This window comes from Microcoleus sp. S28C3, assembly GCF_036700785.1.
GTDB classification, from domain to species: Bacteria; Cyanobacteriota; Cyanobacteriia; order Cyanobacteriales; family Microcoleaceae; genus Microcoleus; species Microcoleus asticus.
On record NZ_JAUBPO010000204.1, the window covers coordinates 1 to 5297 of the forward strand.

Annotated in this window: 4 protein-coding genes and 1 pseudogene; 4 read left to right on the top strand and 1 reads right to left on the bottom strand. The window is 46.5% G+C overall.

Annotated features, from left to right (window positions below; all coding sequences use genetic code 11):
* The 4 genes and pseudogenes from QUA13_RS31240 to QUA13_RS31260 all read left to right on the top strand — a co-directional run.
* Positions 1 to 993, top strand: a pseudogene (locus QUA13_RS31240) (ISAzo13 family transposase); the annotation flags it as partial.
* 57 nt (positions 994 to 1050) lie between these two features.
* Positions 1051 to 1437 carry a transposase gene (locus QUA13_RS31245; protein WP_333204820.1) on the top strand — a complete coding sequence of 129 codons (387 nt, stop codon included), beginning with the start codon at positions 1051 to 1053 and terminating at the stop codon, positions 1435 to 1437.
* Positions 1438 to 1576: 139 nt separating this feature from the next.
* A complete protein-coding gene (locus QUA13_RS31250; protein WP_333204822.1) occupies positions 1577 to 1849 on the top strand; it encodes a hypothetical protein in 273 nt (90 codons plus the stop codon).
* Positions 1850 to 2346: 497 nt separating this feature from the next.
* Complete coding sequence (locus tag QUA13_RS31260) at positions 2347 to 4047, top strand: ABC-F family ATP-binding cassette domain-containing protein (RefSeq protein ID WP_333204824.1); 1701 nt, start codon at positions 2347 to 2349, stop codon at positions 4045 to 4047.
* Positions 4048 to 4126: 79 nt separating this feature from the next.
* On the opposite strand, the gene QUA13_RS31265 is transcribed toward QUA13_RS31260, so the two are convergent.
* On the bottom strand, positions 4127 to 5044 hold the full coding sequence (locus QUA13_RS31265) for a fructosamine kinase family protein (RefSeq protein ID WP_333204826.1): 918 nt from the start codon (positions 5042 to 5044) through the stop codon (positions 4127 to 4129).
* Between the last annotated feature and the right edge of the window lie 253 nt (positions 5045 to 5297).

Genomic DNA, 5297 nt, shown 5'->3' on the forward strand with positions numbered 1-5297 from the left:
CGTATCAAAATCAAAGAAATTATTTGGGTCGTATGCGATCGCCTTTTTGCTTCGTCATACCCTAATTCAGCAACGCCCAAAAGCACTCGTTTGTATACACGAGTCAGTGCCGCCAAAGTCAGGCAACAACTGTTAGAGCAAAAGCACTACCAGGAAGCTGAACTACCCAGCAACGAAACCATCCGTCAGCGGTTGAATCAGTTGGGATATCACCCGGCCAAGGTAGCGAAGACTCAGCCTCAAAAAAAATTCCCGAAACCGATGCCATCTTTGAGCAGTTGAGTCAAGTTAATCAGCAAGCTGATCATGACCCGACAACTCTCCGACTCTCACTTGATGCCAAAGCCACGGTGAAAATTGGTCCCTTCTCCAGAGGAGGTAAGAACCGGGTGCCAACTTTTGCCTGCGATCACGACTTCACCCCAAAAGCCAAATTGACTCCCTATGGAATTTTTTTGCCCCAGTTAGATGAGTTGTTTTTATATTTCACCACCTCAAAGGTGACTAGCGACTTCATCGTTGATATTTTGGAATCGTGGTGGGAGAGTAACCGTCACCGTTTTACTCATATCCGCACATTACTACTCAATCAAGACAACGGACCAGAGAACCATTCCCGACGAACTCAATTGATGAAACGTCTTGTGGAGTTTGTTAGTAAGCACCAGTTGAATCTGCGTTTAGCCTACTACCCGCCCTACCACAGTAAATACAATCCTGTTGAGCGGACGAAAGGGAGTGTTGGAAAACCACTGGAACGGTAATATCCTTGATGATATTACCACCGTGCTGCATTTGGCTGAAACGATGACTTGGAAGGGTAAACATCCGATAGTCAAACTCGTGACCTTGACTTATCAAACTGGGGTTAAGCTCACAACTCTGGAAATGGCTGAAGTTGAAACTCAGATTCAGCGTCTCTCCCAACCTGTTGGGGATAGCCTCCCCAATCTCGGTAAGTGGTTTATCGATATTATTTATAGTACCGCTTGATTTTGGACGAGTTTTTTATTTGGTAGTCCCTTAGTACATTTGAGCCGAGCGATTCCGGTGGGCTGGCGAGTACTCAAACACAAAAGTAGTAGTGTCAAAATCGATACTTATCAGGACCTTCTCAAGCGTGTCTCTAGGCTCCTACCCGTCGATGTCAAAGTCATTCTCTTGGCTGACAGGGGGTTTGCCAATGCCGAATTAGTCCGTTATGTCAGAAAATTAGGCTGGCACTGTCGAATCCGGATTAAAGGCAATTTTTGGCTGCGTCATCCACGGCAGGGGTGGCAGCGAGTGAGTCAATTTCCGGTAGCCATCGGCGAGGCAAAACTGATCCACAACGTTCAAATTCACAAATGTAACTCGCTCACAGATGTCCATCTAGCAATTGCATGGGAATCTACTTCTGGCGAACACTGGTACATTATTAGTACGCTCGCCTACTAATCTCCAAACTTTTCGGGAGTATGGCTTCCGCTTTACCATTGAGGAAAATTTTCTGGATGATAAATCCTCTGGATTCAATCTCGCAGACTCTAAACTCCGTTCCGCTCCAGCTCTTTCTCGACTGTGCTTGGTGTTAGCGATGACTACTTTGTTCTTGACTGCTCAAGGTGTTGAAGTTGTCATTTTAGGTCAGCGTCGCTGTGTAGATCCACATTGGTATCGGGGTGTTAGCTACTTGAAAATTGGCTGGAGTTGGGTCAAACAATCTCTGAACAAGGGCTGGAATTTAATTTCTGTTATCTCTTTTTCTACTAATATTGACCCCGAACCAGTCCAGGCTTCTCGTCTACAACATCAGCAAAGAACTTACCGAATTGAGTTTCAAGCTACCACTGTAGTTTGGGCTAATTAAACTTTTGTCAGTCAATCAGGAAGAAAGGTTTCGTCCACTTACCCAAACGTTGGGTCGTAGAACGAACTTATGGGAAGGCTCAATTGGTGTCGGCGTTTAAGCAAGGATTACGAAAGACTACCCGAAACCGAGCGAGACTTTCATTTATATCGCCATGATTCGTATCATGGTTAGACGGCTGGCATGATTTTTGACTTACTTCGACTTTTCAAACACCCTCTCAACCATTATTCGAGGAATTCAATCGGAAACAACACGATCGCCTGATCGCCCCACCCAAATAGTCCTCCACCCACGTCGAGGCCAGAAACCCGGTTTCTTTGTATATCTCTTGAGAATCTGCGATTTTTCATAGAAACCCCGTTTCTTCGCATAACTCCTACCAAATCAAAATCTGGCAATACGCTAAATATAATTAAAATTTGTTAAGATTAACTCGACCTCAGCGCCGGCATCCCATCCGCCGCTAAACCTGCCCTTCCCCAGTCCCCACAACAATGCTGCGACTCGAACACATCAGTAAAATTTACCCCACAGGCGTCGTACTCAAAGATGTCACCTGGGAAGTCAAGCCAGGCGATCGCATCGGCTTAGTAGGCGTTAACGGTGCCGGCAAATCCACCCAACTCAAAATCATCGCCGGCGAAATCGAACCCACCGCAGGCGAAGTCATTCGCCCCGCCAGCCTCCACATCGCCTACCTCTCCCAAGAATTTGAAATAGATCCGACTCGCACCGTCAGAGAAGAATTTTGGCGCGCCTTCAGCGAAGCCAACGAAGTTCACGAATCCCTGATGCAAGTCCATCGAGACTTGGAAAACTCCACCCCAGACAGTCTCGACGAACTGATCCACAAAATGGATCGGCTGCAAAGACAATTTGAAGGCTTAAACGGCTACGGTTTAGAAGCGCAAATCGAGAAAATTCTGCCCGAAATCGGATTTGAACCCGAAGACGGCGATCGATTAGTCAGCGCTTTCAGTGGCGGCTGGCAAATGCGGATGAGTTTGGGCAAAATTCTCCTGCAAAAACCCGACATCCTGCTGTTAGACGAACCTACCAACCACCTCGACTTAGAAACGATCGAATGGCTGGAAGTTTACCTGAAAGGGCTGATAACCCCGATGGTAATCGTATCCCATGACCGGGAATTTCTCGATCGGCTCTGCACCCAAATCGTCGAAACCGAACGCGGCGTTTCCAGCACCTACCTCGGCAACTACTCCTCCTACCTGCTGCAAAAAGCAGAAGCCAGAGAAGCCCAACTCAGCGCCTACGAAAGCCAGCAAAAAGAACTCGAAAAACAGCAAGCATTCGTAGAAAAATTCCGCGCCAGCGCCACTCGCAGCACCCAAGCCAAAAGCCGCGAGAAACAGTTAGATAAAATCGAACGCATCGAAGCCCCCACCGGCGGATTAAAAACTTTGCATTTCCGCTTTCCCCCCGCACCCCGCAGCGGTCGCGAAGTAGCAATAATTGAAGATTTGGTGCACACCTACGGCGAAAAAATCCTATTTTTGGGAGCCGACTTGTTGATTGAAAGGGGCGATCGGATAGCCTTTCTCGGCCCCAACGGCGCGGGCAAATCCACCCTGCTGCGACTGATTATGGGTTTAGAAAAGCCTTCTGAAGGTACAGTCAAATTGGGAGGCCACAACGTCATCCCCGGTTACTTTGAACAGAATCAGGCAGAAGCCTTAGATTTGAATAAAAGCGTGATCGAAACCATTCACGACGAAGTACCCGACTGGAAAAATGAAGAAGTTCGGACTTTGTTGGGCCGTTTCTTATTTACGGGCGAAACAGTATTCAAACAGGTTGGCGCTTTAAGCGGCGGCGAAAAAGCCCGTCTGGCTTTAGCAAAAATGCTGTTGACTCCCGTAAATTTGCTGATTTTGGATGAACCGACAAATCACCTCGACATTCCGGCGAAAGAGATGATGGAAGAGGCGATTCAGAATTATGACGGTACCGTAATTATCGTTTCGCACGATCGCTATTTCATCTCCCAAGTCGCTAACAAAATTGTCGAAATTCGGGATGGAGAGTTTCGGCCTTATTTGGGAGATTACCACTACTATCTCGATAAAATAGCTGAAGAAAAAGAACTAGCCAAGTTAGCAAAAATTGAAGCAGATCGAGTGGCTAAAAAGGCTGAAAAAGAAGCAAAGAAAAAAGCGGCTGCTAAGCAAAAATAAAATTGCCACTGTCGCAGATAAACCTAACGTTCACGTTTATCTGCGTTCATCGGTGGTAAAAAAAGAATCTGATTCCTAACTAACCCAAAATTCGATTAATCATTTGATTCGCCTGGGACTCGTAACTCCCGCCAAACAAATTAAAATGATTCAAAATATGATATAAATTATAAAGAGCTTTGCGTCGTTCATACCCTGAATCCAAAGGCCAAACCTGATTATATCCCAGGTAAAACTGCGCAGGGAATCCACCAAATAGCTCAGTCATCGCGATATCAACTTCTCTATCTCCAAAATAGGCAGCAGGGTCAAAAATCACCGGTTCCCCCGCAGATGTCACCCCTGCATTCCCCCCCCACAAATCCCCGTGAACTAGCGAAGGTTGCGGTTCGTGACCTGCTAACAACTCAGGAATCACCTTTAAGAAACGTTTCTCTTGGGAAAAATGACCACCCCGACGCCTCGCCAATTTTAACTGATAACCAATCCGATGTTCAGCCCAAAATTCGGGCCAATTTGCCGTCCAGTTATTAATTTGAGGAGTTGAGCCGATCGTATTATTAATATCCCAACCAAAACATCCCCTTAGCAAGGCAGAATTAGCCTCTTCTCCCCCCCTTACCAAGGGGGGGCTGGGGGGGGTGTATTTGTGCATTGCCGCCACTTTGCGCCCCATTTCTTCCCAAGCTATATCGCCCCCGCGACTTCCCAACTCCAGCCATTCCAGCACAATATAAGCTGAATGCCCCTCAGTTCCCCAACAAATCGGTTGGGGTACTCGAATCGTCTGTATTTCCCGCATTTGCTGCAAACCCAGCGCCTCAGCTTCAAACATCGGGACTTGGGAAGCTTGATTTATTTTCGCGAAATAACTGCGGGAACTGCTGCTGATAGCATAGCCTTGATTGATGCAGCCGCCGCTGACTGAACGGCGATTGTCGATGGAAAATGTTTCTCCGGTTGCTTCAGAGATGTGCGCGGCAATTTTGTCCCACATAACATTAAATGGTTTTGAGGGTGATCGGGATTAGTTTATATAGCAATCCTAAATGATTTATGAGATAATAGCCAGAATCACTACATAATTTATCTATGTTAGAAGAGTTAACGGAATTTATCCAATCTAATCCCGATCCCCGCGAGTTGAAACGAGCAATTACCGTCTCTATGCAACTTAAAGGATATAAGCATCGAGAGATTCAGGAAAGTTTATCAGTGAGTTCTGGCTTTATTAGTAAATGGACTCAGAT